Source organism: Saprospiraceae bacterium (assembly GCA_016716185.1).
Taxonomy (GTDB): domain Bacteria; phylum Bacteroidota; class Bacteroidia; order Chitinophagales; family Saprospiraceae; genus Vicinibacter.
Genome location: JADJWV010000002.1, coordinates 22,124 through 41,967 on the forward strand (window position 1 = coordinate 22,124; position 19,844 = coordinate 41,967).

The following is a 19,844-nucleotide window of genomic DNA, read 5'->3' on the forward strand; positions in this document are numbered from 1 at the left end:
ATTTATATTTGGTCAAAATACGTAAAAAATCTGTTTTGTTGTCCGAATGCTCTGTCAGTGCGATGGCTGAAACGGCACATTGGCTTTTGCCTGAAGGGTTGGCTTGTGCGGTTGAGGCAAAAGCCAATGTGCCGTTTGCGGGTCGGCATAAAATTGAATTAAAAAAAATGTGCGGTGGGTAAAATAAAAAATACAGAAGGGTCGGCAATGAGTTCCCGATAGCTATCGGGAGGCTTACTCGTTGTCCGTTTGCAATATGATCTGTATGTCTGTGTTCACCTGTCAAAATTTGTTTCTCTTTTTCCTGTTATCACTCGGTCAATGTCTGCTGTGTCGTGTCGTTTTACGCTTGCTGCCAACGGTTTTGGCATACACGCATTCCCGCCACGTGCCGGAAGCCAAAAATAAAACATTAAATTTTATTAAACGAAAAAATTCAAAAGAGAATGATTAAAGTCTGTTGGCGGGAATGAGTGTATGCCATGTTAGGCGCAGGCATTATTTATCAAGTAGGAACTTTATAGCTTCTTGAGGATTCTCAACTTCAATAATTAGCTTATCATAATCCTCATTTTCTAATTCTATGATTATTGCTTTGGATTTATCAAAAACATACCAAAAGTTCTTTTTTCCATTTTTGCAAAATGTACCCACATTAAAGAAAAACGGTATACTTGTTCCAAGCGATCGCCAGCCTATCCAACCAGATAATTCTTTATCGCTTTGGTAAACATTGACAATATTCCGTTTTAATATATTTATTTCACTTTTAAATGCAAAGAATTTATAAAATCCCTTTAGTGTAATACTGAAATGACTATTCACTGTTGTTATTTCAACCATTTATTATTCATTTAAAAGATCGCTTGGCTTGCGCCTTTGTTCTGTGGATATTTTAGTTCTTAATTATTTGGTCAAATTCTTCAATGATTTCTATTCCATAAGTCTCTATTAAAACATCATAAGTCTGCTCTTTGAGCAATCTTTTAATCAAATCCTTATCTTTCTTTGCCATTAAAAATTCAATTAATGCCCCTCCAATTGGATAAACAACACTATCAGGATATTTGAAGGGTTCGTTCATTAAGTCTTTGATGGAAAAATTGCCTTGGTTTATAGATTTTGCTATTTCCAAGCGATTCCTATTTGTTAAATCAAAAGCAACTGCTACACCTTCATTAATAATTCGGTTTTTCTTATTCGGCTTTATTCCATAGTCACAAAGTATATGGGTGATTTCATGCCCTATTGTTTGGTTTGTTTTTGAGTTAATTAGGCATAAATCGGAATTTGCAAAGCCGATTTCTTCTCCTAAAACGCTTTTCCCTTCTTCGGGGTTGCTCCACACATAAAAATCAATTTTTTTATACAGGGTTGCCTTGAAAAAAGAATTGTTCTCTTTGAATGCATTCTCCCTTACAAAACAATATTTACTGAGTTCTTCAATTTGGTGATTAGGCTGTACATGAAATATGATATTTTCTGTCTCAACTACTTCCCAATCTTTGGCGTATTCAATCATCTGTATCAATTTCAACCTCTTTTCTGCAAATTTCGTTGAGTTTTTTGTCGCATTTAATTTAATTACCTTTTCAAAATTTCTTTTAGATTTATTTAAATCACCAATCGCATAATTACATATGCCAAGGTATCCAAAACTCCATGACTTCATCCAGTCTGGTGCTGATTTGGTAGTTGCCTTTTCCAACAAAGGTTCAGCCCTCTTAAACTCTTTGAGTTCCGTCAACGCCCTACCTACTAAATGACATACAGTAAGGTCTTCGCTATTGATTTCAAGTATATGTGAGCCTACTTCAACTACTTTTCCGAAGTCACCTTCCTGAAAAAGTCGTTCGATTTCAACCACATCCTGACAGTGAGTAGTAATGGCAATCAAAAAACAAATTACTGTTTTTATTATTCGCATGAATTTTACTAGTTTTTGCACAGAACGGTTGGGTTCTTACTTAGTGCCGGATTAAATACCCAATACTTTCTATGAAAATGAGAACCGGCATTGAGTAAGCACTGTGTTATGGGAGGTATCATTCAAAGTCCCGCTTAGTAAGTTCTGATTGTCTTATTATTGAATGCAAAGTTCCAATTTTAATTTCTTTATGCATCGGTACAGGAACTGTTATCGTAAAATTTTCCATAGATTATTGCATTATTACATGACTTCCTTTTTGTCTCACTTTTATAAATCCATGCTTTGACAATATTAAACAGATGTCCTTGCCGGATAGTATTCTCATTCAAAATTAGATGGTAACTGTAACTCTTGAAATTTGCAACTCGTTGTGTAATCTTCTAGATATTTCAGTTTCGGAGGCTGTCTCATAAAATAATTCAAGAGCTTCAACCAGATTTGATTTGGCCTCATCCGGAGTATCACCTTGACTAGCAATATCTAATTCCGGGCAGAAAGAAATGTACATATTATCTTCCTTTTCTATTACTGCTGTTAATTCTATTTTTCTGTCCATAAAGCAAATTTAATGTATTTTATGATATCTCCCATAACGAGCAGGTATTGGCGATGGTGGGGAAATTGAATTCCGTCCGCCCGGAACTGCTACTTGGCTTTTTCATAAAGTTAAATATTAAGAATTAATGCTGGGCTTTATTCGTCGAGCCCGAACCACAGCACAATAGAATTACTGCTGCTGATTGCTCCAACGTCGAGCCTCACTATTGGCAATATCAATGTTAGGCGGCGTTAAGATTGCAAACTTCTTTATGAAATTTTCTGAATGATCTTGATTTTTGAACTGCAACATCAGGTCTTAGTGTCTTTACAACCTTTTTTCTATATGCTCGTGATTTGAGGTCAACTTTTTGTTTAAGCTTTGATTGTAACCAGGTACAAGGACTTTCAATTTCTTCATCTACATTGGTATATTCTTCGGTAATTTTTGAAGCGTCAAATAACTCATTTGTTTTTAAGTTTTCATAGTCTGCACAAATCCAAGAATCATACGTTTTGTCTGCTATAACAACAACAATCTCATTTGGCAAAGTCAAAGTTCCATTCACTTGCGACTCTATAAAATCTTTGGCATTAGTTGTCACAATTTCTTTTAATTTAATACAATTATCGACAATTCCTTGACGTAAAGCATCTCGATAGTCTAGACTAATAATGATCTTTTCCGGTGAATAAGTTTTAACTATGTCAAGTAGTAACTTGTCTGTATGCTTTATGATATTACCAATGCTTTGTGCATTAACCATAGGGTAGTTAAAATGACCTTCAATTTTCGAAACGATTGACGGGATGGAGTCGTATTCACAATGCCCTTCTACAATAAATCCGAGTCTTGGTCTCATAATTAAAAGCTTGTTGGTACTCCTTTCAATAATCCTTTAGTCCACAATTCCCCAATTTCTCCCATAGTTATTTTATCATAATTTGGCACAATCTTCGGAATCGTCGTATAAACCGTTCCTTCTTCATCTCTTTCAGTTATTAATACTTCATTGAATTCAATACATTCCAGTACCTGTTGTGAGTGGGTTGTTATAATTAATTGAATATCCTTTAAGGTTATCGTTTCTTTTATGTGTTTCATAAGGTCTTTAACTGCCCAAGGATGCAATCCGTGTTCTGGTTCTTCAATTAAAATTGTTGAGCCTTCTTTATGAGATTCAATGCAAAGTAGAATAGCTAAAGCTCTAAGTGTTCCATCAGAAGCTTCCCAAGATTCAATTGGTCTTCCATTAAAGACTTCTTCGAAAACTAAATACTCCTTACCTGCCCTTAAACTTTTTGAATGTACAGCTTGGAAATAGGGAGAAATATTCGACATTGTTCTGGAGATTCTTTCCCATGCTTCTTTTTGATCATTCACAAACGATTTTACAACTGATGGAATGTTATCCCCTGTTATTGATACTTTATCAGAATTTGAAATAACTTGCTCTTGTCTGAGTTCATTTATAAAAAGATCATATCTACTTATCGAGTCAAGCTCTTTAACTAACTTACGAAGATGTGGACTAATTCCAAACAATACTCTGTCTAATGATAGAATTGGCAATTCTTCATTTTTGCCGCCGGGACGAACTGCGTTTATTAAATTGGTAAGTATTTTTTTAAATAGGATATTTTCTTTATCATCTTTTTGACGGTCAAATATTCCTTTTAATCCAATCCAGTTAATGAAAAGGTCGTACTCTTCATTTTCAAAATTGATATTCGTTTCTACTCCCAACTTATTCAACTTTATTCGAAATATTCGAAGAAATGATTTTTGATATGCCTCAAGCTTGGAAAATTTTATGTCTATCTTCTCTTTGTTTTCTTTTGAATTCCACCTTTTTTGTAAGAAATGAGCCAAAAGCGTAATTGAATTAAGTTCTAATGACTCTCTTTTTATTTTTAGTTTTCCATTTCTTAATTGCTCAATACCCAGCTCGTAGTTTGCTATTAATTTCCCGAATTCCGGCGGCCAATTACTAGGAGCATCTAATTCAATATTTATCTTGAAATAAATTTCAAGGCCAGCTAACTTTTTCAGCTTCTTAGGCAGAATTTCATTAAACCCTCCACGTTTATAAACTGCGTCATGAATACCAAATTGGACTATATCCGATATAAAATCTAAACATTTAATAAGATTACTTTTTCCTGTAGAATTTGCTCCAACTATTATCGTTAAAGGTTCAAGATGTATAGTGTCATCTTGGATACTTCTGAAGTTAAGTATTTTGATGTCTGTTATCATAATGTCTGTTTAATGCCGCCTAACGGCAGTCCGTCTAATAACTAAAGAACATATGCCAAAGTTAAGAAATGATGGCCTATTAAAGCCATATACATGTTTTACTGGATGATATTATTTGATGTCTTTGAGCAAGAAAGTTTTGGGGCAATAAAAATGCAGCTTCCTAGGAGCTTAAAAGACGTTTTCCAGGCAATTAATTTAATTGCAAGTGCCCTGAGGAACACTTTGAGCTCATTTTTATCGAGAATGTTGAATAATCTTCGCAGGTTAAAGGCTGTGAACATCAGTCCAACATCGGCACTTGCACGTTTTATACCTCGTTTTGTAGTGATGTAATAAAAACCCCATTGGCGTTTGATGATACCGTAAGTATGTTCGATAATGGCTTGTCGTTTCTTGTATATCTCTGGCTTGGATTCAATGTTTTTCTTATTTTGATCAACGTAATTTTGATACTCAGTTCGTTCAATTACACGACCTCTTCCTCGGGTGTTCTTCGTACAGGAATTAATTAGTGGGCATTGCTTACAAGCTGCGGTCTTAAAATGTTGGACCCGTATGGCTGCATTCTTTTTTCTTCCGGGAGCATTGCGGTCTTTTTTGTACCAATGGCCATTAGTAGTCAATAGTTGTCCCTGAGGACAGGTATAAGAGTGGCTTTCTGTATCATAAATAAATTGAGAAACATTATAGGCCGGATTGGGAGCCATGGATGCCGATGAAACATCAGGAATGGCTACCATCACTTCAATGTTCCGATCAATGGCCGTTTTGAGTTCACTGCCGGTGTGATAACCTTTGTCGTACAGGGCTGTAAATTCATTGCTTTGTAATACGACTTGTGCCCTCCGCAACATTCCGCCCATGGCTTTACTGTCATTGCTGTTGCTTACTTTATAATCCAGGACAAGTTTGTTTTGATCGTCGACGGTAGTCTGAACATTGTAGGCTACTTCGGTAATGTTGTTGCGGGTAATGAGCTGTCGGCTGTCGGGATCTGATGTGGATATCTGCACTTCTCCGCTTTGCTCCAATTGAACAGAGAGTTCGTGATAAAACTGCTTTCTGCTGTTGTGTTTTTCTATGTGAGACTGAATCAATTCCTTGTTGTCTTCATCTGAATTGGCAAGTTCTCTGGTGTATTGACTTAGTTTATTGTCAATGTACTCGAGGTGTTGAGTTATTTTCTTTTGATTGAAATTGTTTTTCTTACTGTTCTGGGCTCGAAACTTGGTGCTGTCTCCAGCGATGAGTTTTCCACCGATGAGTTCAAACTCTTTTGCAATACTTACCGTGTAACGAAAAACTTTGCGTATGGCTTTTTCATTATCACGCCTGAAGTTACTGATGGTGTTGTGATCGGGATTAAGCTGTTTGAGCAGCCACATTACTTCTACGTTTCGCTTACATTCCTTTTCCAACACTCGAGAAGAACGAATGCTATTCAGGTAGCCATAAATAAAAAGTTTAAGCAGGTCCTTGGGGTCGTAAGGCGGACGCCCTTCAGTGTTGTGATGCATTTTAAAATGAAAATCATCCATTTTAATGCTTTCCACAAACAGGTCTATCAACCTGACTTCATTGTCAAGACTTACGATCTGATCCAGATTTTCTGAAAATAAGAAGACTTGACAACGATCTGCTCCTTGTATGTATCTCATACTATAAAAATAGTAAATAGAAACGAATTATATCTTATCCTTTACAAGAAGTATTCAACAATTTTGATTGAGTTTTTAGACAGATTGACGGTTCGCAGCTACAAGAAGTTGGCGATTTCGATGACGAAACCTGACTACTTTCAATGAACTTGGAACGAAGTAAACACTTAATTTAAGCACTGTACGACCGCCAATTTCTTGTAGGTGTTGTTACTAGCAGTTTTAATAATCAATTATTAGGAATACTATTTCAAATTAAATTTATGAATTAACTTTTACCTCATAAGGATTACACTAAGTCATCTATAATCATTCACATAAAATTTCGTTAATTCGCCAGCCATCATCATAGTTTTCGATTATTACGGAGCGATTAATCAACTCTTCTGTTATATTTCTTAATCGTCCAAAAGGAGTTATATCTTTTTTCCAGACGGCAAAGTCAACTTTTGAATGAGTATCATCTACCTTTATTATTCCAATTATTTCATTAAATTGGTACGTGGCAGCAATTACATCATCTGTATCTTCAGCAGTATACTTCATACCTTCATCGGTAAAGTTTACTACCCATTTGCATACAAAGGTAGATCTAATACGAGGCTTAGGATTCCAATACCAACTTCTATCCTCTTCCACTAACTTCTTTTCTTTACTCAATGATAACTTAATCAATCCTTCCTTTTCAAGTGAAGCCAACCATTCTGGTTTATCAAAGGGTTCGTTTTCAATTGTAGTTGTATTATTATTTGGATCTTCTACTACAACTTCTAAACCGGCATTCTCTTCAGATGGAAAACTTATCCATTTATACAAGGGGTATTGGCATTTACTAAGAATAAGCTCTTTTGCATTCTCCCTTGATAGATCTTTGTTGCAACTTGAAAGGAAAATTAAAAGAATTAGAAAGTAAATAAATTTTAAGTTTTTGAATTTTTTCATAAAATTGAATTTAAAATTTTTAATTATAAATGTTATTTTATTAAAAATGCTAGTAACATCTTTATTTACGCAATATTGCGTTAAATATCCTATGTGCGTATTAAAAGCGAATATCCATGTCATCTAATGGGTTCTTAACTTTCCTATAATCCATATGCGTAATATGTGTATATATCTCTGTCGTTTTAATAGACTCGTGCCCCAGCACCTTTTGTATAAACCGAAGGTCAACACCACTTTCCTGCAAATGTGTTGCAAAGGAATGCCTCAACGTATGTACGGTCGCATAGGCTTCCACTCCGGCTTTTTCCAATTGGCGATGAAACATCATTTGGATGCTTCTGGCACTGTATTGGCCGCCACTTTGACCTTCAAATAACCAATAATCACACTTATACTCATTTATATATTCAGTTAAGAGACTTTGGATCTTTTGACTCAAGCTTACATACCTATCCTTCTTGACCTTGGCAGCCACGATAAATATACGCCTGGAATCAAAATCGATTTCCCTTTTTCTTAATTTAATAGCTTCACTGATTCTAAGACCACAAGAATAGATGAGCGCCAATATGGTTCTGTGCTTTAAATTTTCTGTTTCATTTATCATTGCTGTTATGTCTTCCCTGCTCAGTGTGCCTGGAAGTTTCTTGGCTTTTCGAGGTCTTATTTCCCAAAATTCTTTTTCCATTCCCAGGCATTTTTCAAAATAAAACTTGATAGCATTTACCATTGAATTTTGGTGAGATTCAGACCATTTATGCTTTTCAAGTTCAGAACGTAACCAGCATTTCAGATCAGGTAATTCCCATAGATCAGGATGTTTATCCTTACAAGCTCGGAGAAAATAATGGAAGCAATGACTATAGCTCTTAACCGTGTTTAGGCTATACCGTTTTACCATCAAAGTTGTATACATCTTATCCCAACAAGCTTGTAGGGCTTCTGTGAGGGGTTCCTCTTTTTTTTGTTCGTTATCGCCTTTATATATTATCAGCTCATGGTCTCTTAACAATCTTTTACATCGACTCCAATATTCCGGCAGTTTAGGGATATGCCAACATCGTTCTATCGGGCTCCATCTTGCTTGCCCGATTTTGCGAATAAGATCATTGCAGGATTTATCAAAATGATCTGGCCGCAAAGCGATTCGTTCCTGACCTTCAATTAGAAGATTAAAGCAAATTATTTTCATAGTAGGGTGTTTTAGTGTCGGAGTTCCATGCACACCATGGAGTTGTTTGTATAGCCTTCAGTTTTTATACGGCTTCGCCGTACCCGGTCCCATATTAATGAACGGACGGGTATAAATTTTAGGGTGCTGCCGACTTCCATTAGTCAAATAAAAAATGGCCCGCCTGTTGACCTGCCACTTACAGATGTTAGATCCGATGATTTTCGAAGTCGGTTGGCCAGCTCAAATTTAGTGAAATTTAAATTTTGAATGTATAAGGCCTTGAAATATTTTAATTGTGCAGAGAGTTGTGCAGGGACCAGCGATTCACTTCCCATAAGGGCTGCCTGGGATATAACTTGCCAGGTCCGTACTCAGAAATATGAAAGCAATTTTTGATGGATATTCATTTATGAATCCTGCCGTTGTCTGCGAAATATTTCTCATTCAGATTTTATTTGCTTTAAAGTGTATTGCTATCTATACCAAACAGATATTTATAAATGAAAGGCTTAATGCATAACTGTCGGATTTTAAATAATTTTCTCGTTAGGTGTTTTTTCCTTAGAACTGAATTCAGGACAGCAACTTTTCCTGAATTTCTCAGTTTATTAAGAATCACTTTATCAATTTCATCACTTAAATTTTTACCATCATGAGCGTACTGAAAGTCATCGAAATCATGTCTTCTTCTAAAAAATCCTGGCAGGATGCCGCAGATCTGGGCGTGGCCAAAGCAGCCAAAACCTTAAAAAATATCAAATCGGCATGGGTCCAGGATCAATCGGTTTCCATCGATAAAGGAAAAATAAAAGAATACAGAGTAACCCTCAAACTTACCTTCGAATTGGAAAAATAAGGGCCTACTGTAACTTTATTCACAAGGAAGTAACAGGGGTTTTTGGATGTACCCTTACCTTTGCTCCTATGCAAATGATTAAAATCCGTTTTCCCGATGGAAGGGAACAGGAATATCCTTCCGGTGTCAGCTCTATGGACGTTGCTTTGTCTATCAGCGAGGGACTTGCCAGAAATGTGCTGGCCGCTAAAGTCAACGGCGAAGTCGTCGATGCTTCCAGACCCATCAACCAAAATGCCAGTCTGCAATTGCTCACATGGACAGACCAGGAAGGAAAATCGACGTTTTGGCACAGCTCCGCCCATCTCATGGCAGAAGCCCTGGAATCTCTCTATCCTGGTATAAAATTTGGCATCGGTCCTCCCATCGAAAATGGTTTCTATTACGATATCGATACGGGCTCAATTACACTTTCAGCAACAGACCTCGAAGCGGTTGAGAAAAAAATGATGGAGCTGGCCCGGCAAAACAGCAGCTACCAACGGGAACTTGTATCCAAAAAAGACGCCATCCAATATTTTACCGAAAAAGGCGATGAATACAAACTCGAACTGATTTCCGAATTGCAGGACGGACAAATCACTTTTTACAAACAAGGTGCTTTTACAGATCTCTGTAAAGGCCCACACATTCCGCATACAGGTTTTATCAAAGCGGTAAAACTCACCAGCCTCGCCGGGGCCTACTGGAGAGGCGATGAAAAAGAAAACAGCTCACACGGGTTTATGGCATCACTTTTCCAAAAGCCAAGGAATTGGAAGAATACCTGAAGCTGCTCGAGGAAGCCAAAAAACGAGACCATCGAAAATTAGGACAGGAACTGGAGTTGTTTATGTTTTCCGAAAAGGTCGGTGCAGGTTTACCCATCTGGCTGCCCAAGGGAACGGCTTTGCGCCAAAGACTGGAAGATTTTCTGAAGGCGGAACAGATCAAACGGGGTTACACACCAGTAATCACTCCGCATATCGGCCATAAGCATCTGTATATGACCAGCGGACACTGGGAGAAATACGGGCAGGATTCTTTTCAACCCATCAATACACCAAGGGAAGGCGAGGAGTTTTTATTGAAACCGATGAATTGTCCCCACCATTGCGAGATCTTTGGTCACAAACCCCGATCTTATCGCGAACTCCCGGTGCGCATTGCTGAATTCGGAACGGTGTACCGCTACGAACAAAGCGGTGAATTGCACGGACTAACGCGCGTTAGGTCTTTTACGCAGGACGATGCGCATATATTTTGTACAGCCGATCAGGTGAAAGATGAATTTCTGAATGTGCTCGATCTCACCATGCTGGTCATACGCAAACTGGGCTTTGAACATTTTACAGCGCAGATCTCTCTTCGCGATCCGGAAAACAAAGAAAAATACATCGGCTCTGAAGAAAACTGGATCAAAGCAGAGCAAGCCATCATCGACGCAGTCGCAGAAGCAGGCCTGGAAACCACTACGGTGCTTGGAGAGGCCGCATTCTATGGACCCAAACTCGACTTCATGGTACGCGATGCTCTCGGCAGGTCCTGGCAATTGGGGACGATTCAGGTGGACTACAACCTGCCAGACAGATTCCAACTCGAATACATTGGATCCGATAACAGCAAACACAGACCGGTGATGATCCACCGTGCACCATTTGGTTCGATGGAAAGATTCATCGGCGTCTTAACCGAACACTGTGCTGGAAAATTCCCGCTGTGGCTGGCACCAGATCAATACACCATTTTGCCCGTGAGCGATAAGTATCTGGATTATGCACAATCCGTCATGCAACAACTCGAAGATGCCGGCTTACGCGGCACGATGGATAAACGCGTCGAATCGATTGGCAAAAAAATCCGCGATGCGGAAATGTTGAAAATTCCCTACATGCTGATCGTCGGAGAAAAAGAAATGGAGAACAAAAACATTTCCGTCCGTCGGCAAGCTGCAGGCGACCAGGGTGCCGTTGAAATACAAGCTTTCATTGAAGATTTAAAAGCGCAGTTGTAAAAGCAGACAAGCACATGCTTTCCGGGCAAATACTAAAATATTTGGAAGGAATCCGGGAAAAACTTCCGGCATTGCCGTCCGATATTGAATTATTGGACCCTTTTCAAAATAACGAAGTACACCAACTTGTAGAACAATTTTATACCAAATTTTACAACGATGAAAACCCACGTATTCCAATATTGGGGATCAATCCCGGAAGATTTGGTGCGGGTCTGACGGGAATTCCATTCACCGATTCCAGGAGACTGGAGTCCCATTGCAAAATAAAAACGAGCATTTCGAGTCATGAAACTTCTTCAGAATTCATCTATCACATGATAGAATGCTATGGAGGGGTAAAAAAATTTTACGGAGACTTTTTTATAAGCAGTGTTTCACCGGTAGGGTTTACAAAGAATGGAAAAAATTATAATTACTACGATGATCCGGCATTTGCAAATCACATCAAAGATTATATCATTCATCAAATGAAAAACTTGATCAGACTTCCTGTAACAACGCACACCCTGATTTGCCTGGGTGAAGGAAAAAATTACGATTTTCTGAGCAAACTCAACAATGAGAAAAAATGGTTTTCCAGGATCTTACCGCTGCCGCATCCCAGATTTATCATGCAATACAAACGCAAACAACTGGAAGAATTTACCATGAGATATATGGAGACCCTGCAAAAATCTTTAGAGCTGTGATGTCATCATAAAATATAGCTTGTTCAATTTCGGCCTCATCCCCAGCCCATCTCTCCACCGAGGTGGAGAAGGGAGCTATTTCATTAATTAATCATACTCTATACTCCTTACTCTTTACTCTATACTCCATCCTCCATCCTCCATCCTCCCCTCCTTAAGCCTTAAGCCTTAAGCCTTAAGTCTTAAGACGCCTTAAGCCTTCCCTCATTAACGTATCATTTGTCATTTCTTAAATCCACTTAACAGCTGGAAAATCAGTTCGTTCTAATTTTACGTCGCAAAAAAATAAAATCAAATTAAAATGAAAAAATTAATCGCATTTCTCTCTTTGGTAATTTTTGTTTTTGCTTGCAAAAACGTCGAACAATTCCGCGCTCCCATCGAAGCTCTCTCTGCAGATTGGGAAAAAGCTACAACCGCTGTAACTGAAGTTGGCAGCATGATCGGTGCAGCTCAAAGCTCACTCGCATCTTTGAAAGACAGCCTCATGGTAGATCCTAAAATGGCTGCAAAAATGAAACCCGAAATGACTGCTTCTTTGGACTCTTTGAAAACTGCTTTCACTGCTCAGGTAGATGGAATGAGCGGACTGGCTTCTGAAGTAACTTCTTTTGCTACCAGCTGGGAAGAAATGTCTAAGAAACTTGCCGGTTTGAAAGATGGTCTTGCTTCTGGAAAATTGGAAGGTGATGTTATGGCTCAAATCGACGAACTGAAAACGGCTTCTATGGACGCCACTTCTAAAATCGAAGCCTGGAGTACTAAATTAAAAGAAGCAAAAGCTGCTGCAATGTCAGCTTACGACATGTACAAGCAAAAAGCTATGGGCAATTAATATTCCCGGAAAACTGAAATAGATTTAATCAAAGGCTCTCCAAATCGGAGGGCCTTTTTTATTTGTAGTTTCTAGTCCTGAAGTCTTCGTTGCAGAAAATACGCAAAGTAAACTCAACAATAAAAATCTTAGTTCTTTATCCTCCAAGCCTCCACGCCTCCAAGCCTCCATCCCGATAAAATGACATAATATTTTAGTAAAGAAATAATTCTCTATATTTTATCGGGACAAAAAGTCAAAAAGTCTAAAAGCCTAAAATCCTAAAGGTCAAAAGCCTAAACTTCGAAACTTCGAAACTTCGAAACTTCGAAATCCCGATAAAATTGCATACTATTTTAGTAAAGAAATAATTCTCTATATTTTATCGGGACAAAAAGCCTAAAAGTCAAAAAGTCAAAAAGTCAAAAAGCCTAAACTTCGAAATCCCGATAAAATGACATAATATTTTAGTAAAGAAATAATTCTCTATATTTTATCGGGACAAAAAGCCTAAAAGTCAAAAAGTCAAAAAGTCTAAAGGTCAAAAAGCCTAAACTTCGAAACTTCGAAACTTCGAAATGCCTCCCCAGCCTCCCCCCTCATTGATACGGCACATCATAAACCCAACTGCTGGAGTAAGGAATGGTTTTCGTAATGGTATGTCTCAGTTGACCGGTATTGTCCCGAAAATTAAATACCTTATCTTTCTCGGGTGTCAATTTTGGAATCGTAACAGGAACTCCCGGAGGCAACGACAAAATCAAACCATCGACAGATACAAACAATTCTTTTCCGTCCAATAAATATTCAAGACTGGCTTTAAATGTGGCTGTGGATGCATTGCATGGTGCAACAAACCGAATGGCTTTAAATTCTTCTTTGGTAAAGTTGCCTACCAGGGTGGAAGGAATATTTTTGGTTTCTACGCGAATGGAATAACTTCCAGGCAAATTATTTTTCTTGACAACTTCCGAATGGGCACCGGCAGTACCCACCAATTCATTATTAATGTATACATCGCCCGTTTCCTGATTTTGTTCAGCAAATTCTCCTCCAAGAATTACCGTGATAAATTCATGCGGATCGTCAATGACGGTTCCGTCAACAGGATCAATACAGGCATGTTGAACAAATACAAATGATATACAACAAAGTACCCTGATGGTTTTAAGAAAAGTATGAACTGTTGGCATCTGATTTAGATTTTATCGCAATGGAATAAGTTTGATATCTGCTATCAACCTTCTCAAAGTATTGTAAAGACTGCAATTGCCTGGCATTTATTCAAATCCGTTGCAGTTACACTGTAGGTACCGGGTCCGGGTGCAATTGCAAGGGAGCCACTTCCCAAACCATTTGACCATTTGTACGTAAAAGGAGCGGTGCCGTTTGTCAACTGTACCGTAAGCAGTTCGACCCCGTCGTAAGAGATCTGCGCTTTGAAAGAATGGCAGTCTTTTTTATCTTCACAGGAATGCGCATTGGAAATGAGAAAAACGACCAGCAGAAATAATTTGATTTTAATTGGATGCATAAGGCGGGATATTATGTGGTGAGTAAATCGAATCCCAAACGAGAAATCAATGGCAGGCAAACATATTCACGTGAAATGAGAACATGCCGACGGTCAGGCTGAAAACCGTTCAGAGCTCATGTAAATATAAAAAGAATCTGTTTTAAAATTTTCGAAGAAATTTTCCTCTATTCCTTTATGGATTTTAATTGCTTCATCAGGTCTTCGAGATAATCGATCTGAACCGCCTGAATTTCCAATAATTTCTGGTTCTGGTGAACCAGGAGATGGTCAATTTTTTCGCTGAGCAGTTTGATTTCCAGTTCGGCTTTCAAATTGATCTTATAATCGTGTTCGGCTCTTTGTCTGTCTTTTTGCTCCTGCCGGTTCTGACTCATCATGATGATGGGAGCCTGGATTGCGGCCAGACAGGATAAGATGAGATTGAGCAAAATAAATGGGTAGGGGTCAAATGCGCGTGTAGATAAAATCCAGATATTGATTAAAACCCATAAGACCATGAACGTAAAAAAGCTGGCGATAAAGGTCCAGCTTCCGCCAAATTCAGCAATCTTATCAGCCAGTTTCTGTCCCGGAGTCAGTTGGGCTTCTATTTCTTCCTGAATGTTTTCTGAAAGGATGGCATTGTCGCGAATGGCTTTCATGACATCGAGATCAATGGCGGCCAATTCGCCTTTCTCCTGCTCAACGAGTTTAGTGAGGTATAGCCTGCGGTATTTATTCAATTCTTCAATTGAAATCAGGCTTTCTCTTGAGAACTCCGGATATTCGGAAATGATCAGTTTAAAAATACCTTCTCTGATGTCCTTGCCTTTGATGTCATTGCTCCTGAGTATTTCCTTTTCGTTAAATTTATCTGATGTCATATGGTCATTTCTAATCCCTGACAAAGATCTGCAAAACTGCTAGTAATAATCCAACTTTTAAATAATCCCTACGGATTCCTCCATCCACAAAATTCTTTTGATTCTTGGAGTCCTGGTTTCTTTTTGGCAAAAAAAAGGCAAAGTAAACTCAACTTTATTTGTCAAAGTTATTTAACCTAAAAGTCTAAAAGTCTAAAAGTCTAAAAGTCTAAAAGTCTAAAAGTCTAAAAGTCTAAATCCCGATAAAATTGCATAATATTTTAATAAAGAAATAATTCTCCATATTTTATCGGGACAAAAAGTCAAAAAGTCTAAAAGTCAAAAAGCCTAAAAGTCAAAAAGTCAAAAAGACGAATCTTCGATCACTCCTGTTCCTTCACCAAGCGTTTTATTCATATCAAATTTTACCGAGACTTTTCTTTACAAAATCATGCAGCGCCTCCCCTGCAACATTTGCTGATCGAGCAAAGCCAGTTTAAATAAATAATCCGCAAGATCTGTGCGCTCCGTTTCATCTGATACGGCTAAAAGCTTTTGGGCAATCACCGGATGATTGCTGTTGACCACACATTCATAATGGTTTAAAAAGGGATGCTCTTCTCCATCGCTCTTCATGGCCTGCATCATGTACTGCATTTCCGACATGCGGCGCATGAACTCGGGTTTGACAATGGTAATGGGTGCCGCTTCCGGAGAAAGTGGTTTGAGTAAGGTTTTAGTAGCTTTATTGCCGGGCAATTGGACAAATAATTCTTCGATGGTTTTCTGTTCAGCTTCAGACAAGACAGATTCCGGCTGATCCTCTTTTTCAATCAAATGATGAATGGTATCGGAGTCGATGCGTTTGAATTGAAGCTCGGCTTTCATTTCCAACATCTGAATGAAATGATTGTCGAGTATATTGTTCATGACCAGCACATCGTAACTGTTTTCCCTGGCATTGCGAATGTAACTGTAATGCGCTTTGGCATCATGAGTGTACAAGACGATCAGTTTTCCGTTTTTGTCTTTTTGGAGAGTCGAAATTTTTTCTTTGTATTCATCAATGGTGTAATACTCTTTCTCGGTATTCTGAACAAGCGAAGTGGGAAGCGCTTTTTCTGCAAATTTTTCGTCAGAGATCAATCCATATTTGATAAATGTACTGATGTCATTCCATTTGGATTCAAAATCTTTGCGGTCTTTTTTAAACAGCTCGCTGAGTTTTTCCGCCACTTTCTTGGTGATGTAGCCCGATATTTTGCGCACATGGGCATCGGCCTGTAAATAAGATCTCGATACATTGAGAGGAATGTCGGGCGAGTCGATGACTCCGTGCAGGAGCATCAGGTATTCGGGTACGATTTCCTTGACATCATCAGTCACAAAAACCTGGTTGCAATACAGGTGAATTTTGTTTTTCTGAATTTCTATGTTGTTTTTAATTTTAGGAAAATACAAAATCCCGGTCAGGTTAAACGGATAATCGATATTGAGATGGATCCAGAATAAAGGTTCTTCGCTGTAGGGATAAAGTTCGTTGTAAAAAGGATTTGTACTCTTCGTCCGAAATTTCCGCAGGAGTTTTCTTCCAAAGCGGAGACGTATTATTTACGTAATGGGGCTTTTCAATTTCTCTTTCTTCTTCGCCTTCTTTGACTTTTTCTTTATCGGTTCCAAAAACAATAGGTACCGGGAGAAACTTACAATATTTATCGAGCAGACTTTCTATTTTATAAGCCTCGAGATAATCGAGGCAATCATCGGCCAGGTGTAAGACTACGTCGGTTCCGCGCTCCGTTTTTTCAAAAGGACTGATGGTAAATTCAGTATCTCCGTTGCAAGACCATTTTGCACTTGGTGTGCTTTCTTTGTACGATTTTGAAATGACTTCTACTTGTTTGGCGACCATAAATGCGGAATAGAATCCCAATCCGAAATGTCCGATGATGTTGGCTTCGCCCTGGTATTTCTGGATGAATTCTTCTGCCGAGCTAAAAGCAAGCTGATTCAGATATTTTTCCATTTCCTCTTCGTCCATCCCCAGTCCGCGATCGCGGATCGTAAGAGTTTTCGCTTCCTTGTCGATCAGCACCTCAATATCCAGATTGCCCAACTCTCCTTTGGCTTCGCCTTTGGAAGAAAGGGTCTTGAGCTTGGTGGTGGCATCAACTGCGTTTGAGATCAACTCTCGTAGAAAGATTTCCTGTTCGGAATACAGGAACTTTTTAATAATGGGGAATATGTTTTCGGTTTGGACAGAAATTTTACCGCTGCGCATAAAGTTTTGAATTTATAAACCTGTCTTTACAAAGGCTGTGCCAGCCCGGGAAATCTGCCAAAATGGCGGAAAATTCAGAAAAATCACCCAATTGAATAACGAACAAATTGCATTATGCTGGTCAATAGCTTTCACCAAGAGATACGAATCAAAAAAACAAATCATAAAAACTCGTGAATTAAATGAAACAAGCGATACCCATGAGAAAGTATTCTTAAACTAATGCAACAAACTCCATGATCCCGGAGCGATCAATCTACCTTCCCCCGACCATGGAATGGTCGGAAAAGATCACAGACTACAAAACAACTTAAAAAACAAACTCAATGATCCCGGAGGGATCAAACTACGTTAACGTAAATATAGAAAACCTAAAGCAGCAATCAGAATATAATCATTCCTGTATCAATGATCCCGGAGGGATCAAACTACGTTAACGTAAATATAGAAAACCTAAAGCAGCAATCAGAATATAATCATTCCTGTATCAATGATCCCGGAGGGATCAAACTACGTTTACACAAAGACATATTTTTGCATATAAGAATCTATATGATCCTAAATAATTGATTATCAGCAATATAAATCAAGAAAAATTTCTCAACATCATTAATATATAATTTTTTTTGCATTTTTAAGCAAATTGGCAAGGTTTATGCTTTATGAATAATGCCCGGGAAACCGGGTGCGTACCCAAGAAATTAGGTGCGAGACAATTTTTGAGATCGGTTTGCTGGGGGGTATAAACCGATCTCTTTTTTTTGCCCATCCCAAAACCTTTTCTTTTCCAGCTTCCCATTTGACATGCAGTCGCATTCTTGAGGATTTTATTGCAATGAAAACCTCACACCATTATTCTCTGCTCCGGATTTATATGGAATTCGATCTCATGAATACCAGATAACTAACTCCATCAACCAGATTTTTAGCTTTCCGCTTCCAGCTTTCCGCATTAAGCGCACACTCAACTGTATTTGTTAGCATGGAGCAGTAACGAACAAATGTTAGTTTAGCATTAACCAATAGCGTTCTTCCGATAAATTCATTAGACCTTACAGAAGTACTTCCTAAACCTTCCCCGCGCATCGCGTAAAACATAAAATCCTTTTTGCAAAGATCCCAAAGGAAGATTCACCCTGGCCTGATCCAATGTAAATTGCAACAGGCAGCGGCCGCTTAAATCGAGAATGCTGAATTCTTCCTTTTGTCCGGGCTGAAAATAATTTTGTAAAATGCTGAGCACGTTTTCGGCCGGATTGGGCCAGATTTCAAGGAGCTCATCATCTTCCAACTCTTGGCTGAAGGTAGGCAAAACGCCCATTTTATAGAGCTGACGGCCGATTCTCAAAGTGGGATTGTATTCATCGTTCAGATAAATCGTATTTGGATTTTGGATATAAATTGCTTCTTTTTGAGTGTAATTGGGCAAAACGATTTCACGGCTTCGTCCTTTGAAAAATTGTGTACCGGTAAACTGATCGAACAACCAAATGCGGTCGTGTGACAACAAGGCCAGCATCGCAGGATTTTCTAAATAAGCAGCACCCGTGATCCAATAAAATAACATCGGACCATTTCCGGTTTTGAAAGAATCTACCGGACTCAAAACATAGTTACCGGGTTGTGCTGGAAAACTATATTGATACGTATAACCTGTAAATGGATCCGTACGGTTCTTCGAAAACAAATGCAGGCTGTCCTTTGCCCAGACCATAGCCTCCATATCGAAATTCCGAAATGCCGCAGCCGGTGGAAAAGCGATTTGATCCGCATAGGAAATATTTATAATCTCCGGTTTGATACTATCGACCGTTAGTTGATCCACATTTCGCAGCAGGTAAATCCGCAAATCTTTTCTGTTATTGTTGTTATTGCCAAAATCGCCGATATAAAGATTCCCCTGTGGATCAGATGTCAGATCTTCCCAGTCTTTCTTACTAACACCATCTGCATATATCGTTCGGAGTATTTCACAATTATGGTCGATCTCGTAGATTTCCGGCGGACTGTTGTTGTCTGCCATGATCCAAAATGTCATTCCACCATTGGTACTGCTCATACCCGATACGCCTTCCAGCTTTGCATCCAGCAAACAAAGGGTTTCCCATTGTTGCACTTGGGCAACGGAGCCATGCCAGGGCAAACACAAGAAATAAATAAAAAGTACGAATATTATTTTGGCCATAAAATATATTCAATGATTCAAAATACCAGGCGGAATGCCCTTTGCACCACGTCCGTTTTGAGTGGTTGATTTAATAATTTTTAAAGATAAAAAAGATCGCTTTATTTTCCTTCAGAAGGAAGTCAGGGCTACTTTTA

Annotated in this window: 16 protein-coding genes and 3 pseudogenes; 5 read left to right on the plus strand and 14 right to left on the minus strand. The window is 38.5% G+C overall.

Features of this window, described 5'->3' with window-relative positions; translation table 11 throughout:
• Positions 1-8 precede the first annotated feature (8 nt).
• Complete coding sequence (locus tag IPM34_02035; GenBank protein MBK8954321.1) at positions 9-182, plus strand: hypothetical protein; 174 nt, start codon at positions 9-11, stop codon at positions 180-182.
• Between the two features lie 316 nt (positions 183-498).
• On the opposite strand, the gene IPM34_02040 is transcribed toward IPM34_02035, so the two are convergent.
• The 9 genes and pseudogenes from IPM34_02040 to IPM34_02080 all read right to left on the minus strand — a co-directional run bounded on the left by IPM34_02040 (position 499) and on the right by IPM34_02080 (position 8,525).
• Positions 499-843, minus strand: a complete 345-nt coding sequence (locus IPM34_02040; GenBank protein MBK8954322.1) for a hypothetical protein — start codon at positions 841-843, stop codon at positions 499-501.
• A gap of 52 nt (positions 844-895) precedes the next feature.
• Positions 896-1,927 (minus strand): hypothetical protein, encoded by a 1,032-nt coding sequence (locus IPM34_02045; GenBank protein MBK8954323.1) that lies wholly within the window; start codon positions 1,925-1,927, stop codon positions 896-898.
• A 118-nt stretch (positions 1,928-2,045) separates the two neighbouring features.
• A pseudogene (locus tag IPM34_02050) lies at positions 2,046-2,255 on the minus strand (type II toxin-antitoxin system HicA family toxin).
• 6 nt (positions 2,256-2,261) lie between these two features.
• Positions 2,262-2,486, minus strand: coding sequence for a type II toxin-antitoxin system HicB family antitoxin (locus tag IPM34_02055; GenBank protein ID MBK8954324.1), 225 nt, complete (start codon positions 2,484-2,486; stop codon positions 2,262-2,264).
• A gap of 223 nt (positions 2,487-2,709) precedes the next feature.
• Positions 2,710-3,330, minus strand: coding sequence for a DUF4276 family protein (locus IPM34_02060; protein MBK8954325.1), 621 nt, complete (start codon positions 3,328-3,330; stop codon positions 2,710-2,712).
• Between the two features lie 2 nt (positions 3,331-3,332).
• On the minus strand, positions 3,333-4,727 hold the full coding sequence (locus tag IPM34_02065; GenBank protein MBK8954326.1) for an AAA family ATPase: 1,395 nt from the start codon (positions 4,725-4,727) through the stop codon (positions 3,333-3,335).
• 98 nt (positions 4,728-4,825) lie between these two features.
• A complete protein-coding gene (locus IPM34_02070; GenBank protein MBK8954327.1) occupies positions 4,826-6,388 on the minus strand; it encodes an IS1182 family transposase in 1,563 nt (520 codons plus the stop codon).
• Positions 6,389-6,697: 309 nt separating this feature from the next.
• The gene (locus IPM34_02075) at positions 6,698-7,330 is read right to left on the minus strand and encodes a hypothetical protein (GenBank protein MBK8954328.1); all 633 of its coding nucleotides are present in this window, start codon (positions 7,328-7,330) and stop codon (positions 6,698-6,700) included.
• A gap of 100 nt (positions 7,331-7,430) precedes the next feature.
• The gene (locus IPM34_02080; protein ID MBK8954329.1) at positions 7,431-8,525 is read right to left on the minus strand and encodes a tyrosine-type recombinase/integrase; all 1,095 of its coding nucleotides are present in this window, start codon (positions 8,523-8,525) and stop codon (positions 7,431-7,433) included.
• A gap of 634 nt (positions 8,526-9,159) precedes the next feature.
• Between IPM34_02080 and IPM34_02085 the strand changes: the two genes are divergently transcribed.
• The 4 genes and pseudogenes from IPM34_02085 to IPM34_02100 all read left to right on the plus strand — a co-directional run bounded on the left by IPM34_02085 (position 9,160) and on the right by IPM34_02100 (position 12,883).
• On the plus strand, positions 9,160-9,363 hold the full coding sequence (locus IPM34_02085; GenBank protein MBK8954330.1) for a dodecin domain-containing protein: 204 nt from the start codon (positions 9,160-9,162) through the stop codon (positions 9,361-9,363).
• Positions 9,364-9,437: 74 nt separating this feature from the next.
• Positions 9,438-11,356 (plus strand): annotated as a pseudogene (gene thrS / locus IPM34_02090) (threonine--tRNA ligase).
• A 14-nt stretch (positions 11,357-11,370) separates the two neighbouring features.
• Positions 11,371-12,048, plus strand: a complete 678-nt coding sequence (locus IPM34_02095) for a DUF4918 family protein (protein ID MBK8954331.1) — start codon at positions 11,371-11,373, stop codon at positions 12,046-12,048.
• A 301-nt stretch (positions 12,049-12,349) separates the two neighbouring features.
• On the plus strand, positions 12,350-12,883 hold the full coding sequence (locus tag IPM34_02100) for a hypothetical protein (protein MBK8954332.1): 534 nt from the start codon (positions 12,350-12,352) through the stop codon (positions 12,881-12,883).
• Positions 12,884-13,461: 578 nt separating this feature from the next.
• Here IPM34_02100 and IPM34_02105 read toward each other — a convergent pair.
• The 5 genes and pseudogenes from IPM34_02105 to IPM34_02125 form a co-directional block, all read right to left on the minus strand.
• Positions 13,462-14,055: a hypothetical protein gene (locus IPM34_02105; protein MBK8954333.1), complete on the minus strand. Its 594-nt coding sequence runs from the start codon at positions 14,053-14,055 to the stop codon at positions 13,462-13,464.
• A gap of 53 nt (positions 14,056-14,108) precedes the next feature.
• Positions 14,109-14,396, minus strand: a complete 288-nt coding sequence (locus IPM34_02110) for a SprB repeat-containing protein (GenBank protein ID MBK8954334.1) — start codon at positions 14,394-14,396, stop codon at positions 14,109-14,111.
• A 167-nt stretch (positions 14,397-14,563) separates the two neighbouring features.
• Positions 14,564-15,262, minus strand: a complete 699-nt coding sequence (locus IPM34_02115) for a DUF1003 domain-containing protein (GenBank protein ID MBK8954335.1) — start codon at positions 15,260-15,262, stop codon at positions 14,564-14,566.
• A 397-nt stretch (positions 15,263-15,659) separates the two neighbouring features.
• Positions 15,660-17,522: pseudogene (htpG, locus tag IPM34_02120) on the minus strand (molecular chaperone HtpG).
• Between the two features lie 1,045 nt (positions 17,523-18,567).
• Positions 18,568-19,707 (minus strand): T9SS type A sorting domain-containing protein, encoded by a 1,140-nt coding sequence (locus IPM34_02125; protein MBK8954336.1) that lies wholly within the window; start codon positions 19,705-19,707, stop codon positions 18,568-18,570.
• Between the last annotated feature and the right edge of the window lie 137 nt (positions 19,708-19,844).

Coding starts and splice junctions, on each gene's coding strand:
- IPM34_02125 (MBK8954336.1), bottom strand. CDS start 19,707: ATGGCCAAAATAATATTCGTACTTTTTATTTATTTCTTGTGTTTGCCC.
- IPM34_02055 (MBK8954324.1), bottom strand. CDS start 2,486: ATGGACAGAAAAATAGAATTAACAGCAGTAATAGAAAAGGAAGATAAT.
- IPM34_02095 (MBK8954331.1), top strand. CDS start 11,371: ATGCTTTCCGGGCAAATACTAAAATATTTGGAAGGAATCCGGGAAAAA.
- IPM34_02100 (MBK8954332.1), top strand. CDS start 12,350: ATGAAAAAATTAATCGCATTTCTCTCTTTGGTAATTTTTGTTTTTGCT.
- IPM34_02080 (MBK8954329.1), bottom strand. CDS start 8,525: ATGAAAATAATTTGCTTTAATCTTCTAATTGAAGGTCAGGAACGAATC.
- IPM34_02060 (MBK8954325.1), bottom strand. CDS start 3,330: ATGAGACCAAGACTCGGATTTATTGTAGAAGGGCATTGTGAATACGAC.
- IPM34_02105 (MBK8954333.1), bottom strand. CDS start 14,055: ATGCCAACAGTTCATACTTTTCTTAAAACCATCAGGGTACTTTGTTGT.
- IPM34_02075 (MBK8954328.1), bottom strand. CDS start 7,330: ATGAAAAAATTCAAAAACTTAAAATTTATTTACTTTCTAATTCTTTTA.
- IPM34_02065 (MBK8954326.1), bottom strand. CDS start 4,727: ATGATAACAGACATCAAAATACTTAACTTCAGAAGTATCCAAGATGAC.
- IPM34_02085 (MBK8954330.1), top strand. CDS start 9,160: ATGAGCGTACTGAAAGTCATCGAAATCATGTCTTCTTCTAAAAAATCC.
- IPM34_02115 (MBK8954335.1), bottom strand. CDS start 15,262: ATGACATCAGATAAATTTAACGAAAAGGAAATACTCAGGAGCAATGAC.
- IPM34_02110 (MBK8954334.1), bottom strand. CDS start 14,396: ATGCATCCAATTAAAATCAAATTATTTCTGCTGGTCGTTTTTCTCATT.
- IPM34_02040 (MBK8954322.1), bottom strand. CDS start 843: ATGGTTGAAATAACAACAGTGAATAGTCATTTCAGTATTACACTAAAG.
- IPM34_02070 (MBK8954327.1), bottom strand. CDS start 6,388: ATGAGATACATACAAGGAGCAGATCGTTGTCAAGTCTTCTTATTTTCA.
- IPM34_02045 (MBK8954323.1), bottom strand. CDS start 1,927: ATGCGAATAATAAAAACAGTAATTTGTTTTTTGATTGCCATTACTACT.